This is a genomic window from Nocardia sp. NPDC058497 (assembly GCF_042720195.1).
GTDB lineage: Bacteria > Actinomycetota > Actinomycetes > Mycobacteriales > Mycobacteriaceae > Nocardia.
On record NZ_JBHXMY010000774.1, the window covers coordinates 1 to 2,282 of the forward strand.

At 65.2% G+C, this 2,282-nt stretch carries 1 protein-coding gene and 1 pseudogene; both read left to right on the top strand.

Annotated elements, in window-relative coordinates; all coding sequences use genetic code 11:
• Window positions 1–48: 48 nt before the first annotated feature.
• Window positions 49–279, top strand: a pseudogene (locus ACFWPJ_RS30760) (Fur family transcriptional regulator); the annotation flags it as partial.
• Window positions 276–1,736: a catalase gene (locus ACFWPJ_RS30765; RefSeq protein ID WP_378856713.1), complete on the top strand. Its 1,461-nt coding sequence runs from the start codon at window positions 276–278 to the stop codon at window positions 1,734–1,736. The pseudogene ACFWPJ_RS30760 and the gene ACFWPJ_RS30765, both read left to right, overlap by 4 nt.
• Window positions 1,737–2,282 lie beyond the last annotated feature (546 nt).

Sequence of the window (2,282 nt, forward strand, 5' to 3'; positions counted from 1 at the left end):
TCGGGGGGTGTTATCTAATAAAAAAACGCCTGGGTGGGGTTGTAAAACCTGCGCGTAATCAACCCGGCGGGCTCGCCTGCCCGGTTCGAGACGCGGACCGGGGATAATCACCATCACCTGGTGTGCCGAAGTTGTGGGGCGGTGGTCGACACCGAATGTGTCGTCGGCGCCGCGCCCTGTCTGCAGCCCGCGGACGACCATGGCTTCGCGATCGACGAGGCCGAGGTCGTCTTCTGGGGGTTGTGCCCCGACTGTCGAAACCAGGAGGCCGCGAAATGACCAAGCCGACCACGACGAACACCGGTAGTGCCGTCGAGAGCGACGACGAATCGCTGTCCGCCGGAACCCAGGGACCGGTGCTGCTGCACGACCACTACCTGATCGAGAAGCTGGCCCAGTTCAACCGCGAGCGGGTCCCGGAGCGGATCGTGCACGCCAAGGGCTCCGGCGCCTACGGCGAGCTGGTGGTGACCGGCGATGTCAGCCGTTACACCAAGGCCACGCTGTTCCAGCCGGGCGCGCGCACCGAATCGCTGGTCCGGTTCTCGACCGTGGCCGGTGAGCAGGGCAGCCCCGACACCTGGCGTGACCCACGCGGTTTCGCGGTGAAGTTCTACACCGAGGACGGCAACTACGACCTCGTCGGCAACAACACCCCGGTGTTCTTCATCAAGGACGCGATGAAGTTCCCCGACTTCATCCGCTCGCAGAAGCGACTGCCCGGCAGCGGCCTGCGCGACCACAACATGCAGTGGGACTTCTGGACGCTGCGCCCGGAGTCGGCGCACCAGGTGACCTGGCTGATGGGCGACCGCGGCCTGCCAAGGACCTACCGGCACATGGACGGTTTCGGCTCGCACACCTACCAGTGGATCAATGCCGAGGGCGAACGGTTCTGGGTGAAGTACCACTTCAAGACCGACCAGGGCATCGAGTTCCTGACCCAGGCCGAGGCCGACACCCTCGCGGGTTCGGACCCCGACTACCACCGCAAGGACCTGTGGGACGCGATCGAGCGCGGCGACTTCCCGAGCTGGACGCTGAAGGTCCAGATCATGCCGGTCGCCGAGGCCGAGGCCTACCGCTTCAACCCGTTCGACCTGACCAAAGTGTGGTCGCAGCAGGACTATCCGCTGATCGAGGTCGGCACGTGGACGCTGAACCGCAATCCGGGCAACTTCTTCGTCGACATCGAGCAGGCCGCGTTCGAGCCGTCCAATATCGTCCCCGGCATCGGTTTCTCGCCGGACAAGATGCTGCTCGGCCGCGTCTTCGCCTACGCCGACGCGCACCGCTACCGGATCGGCACCAACTACGCGCAGCTGCCGCCGAACCAGGCCAGGGCCGCCGAGGTGAACTCCTACTCGAAGGAGGGCGCCATGCGGTACCAGTACAACCCCGCCGACGTGCCGGTCTACGCGCCGAACTCCTTCGGCGGTCCGCACGCCGACCCGTCGAAGGCCGGCGACGGTGGCCTGTGGGAGTTCGATCCGTCGATGGTGCGGGCCGGCTACATCCAGCACGCCGAGGACGGCGACTTCACCCAGGCGGGCACGCTGGTGCGTGAGGTACTCGACGACGACGCCCGCGCACGCCTGGTCGACAACATCGTCGGCCACGTGCTCGCCGGTGTCAGCGAGCCGGTGCTGAGCCGGGTGTTCGAGTACTGGCGCAATGTCGACGCCGAGCTCGGCAAGCGAGTCGAGGAAGGAGTGCGGGCCGGCCAGGAAGACTGATCCGCGAGTAGTAGACACCGAGGCAGGTACGCCGCAAGGCATACCTGCCTCGTGTCGTGTCCGCAGGAAATAGGTTGGCGCGGAAGCGGTGCGGCGTCCGCGCCGTCGATGTCGTATCGGTCAGAAGTTGCTGAACCAGTACAGCAGGCTAGCCAGCACCCAGACGATCAAGGTCTCCATCGTCGCTCTCCATCTTGTCGGTCCTTCCATCATCGCCGAAGAAACGGCCTGTGCTGACAAGTTGTTCTTAAGAACCTCTCGAGACGGACATCGCATCCTTTCTGCAGACACCGGAACAACCGGGTCGGACCGGTCTCGAGGGGTGATCAGTCGGACCCGGCGGTGCAGACCAGAAGGTGGCTCTTCCAGACGCTGAAGACGCACTGCCGACGGTAACCACACCGAAGGACTGGACCAGAAACGTTCCGATTCGTGTCGCGGGGTACACCGACCGGGCCGGTCCGACGAGGGGTGACCGGCCCGGTCGCTTACGTGAGTCGTCCGTCGGGCCGCAAAACACCCCAGATATACGAGGAGCCCCTGACC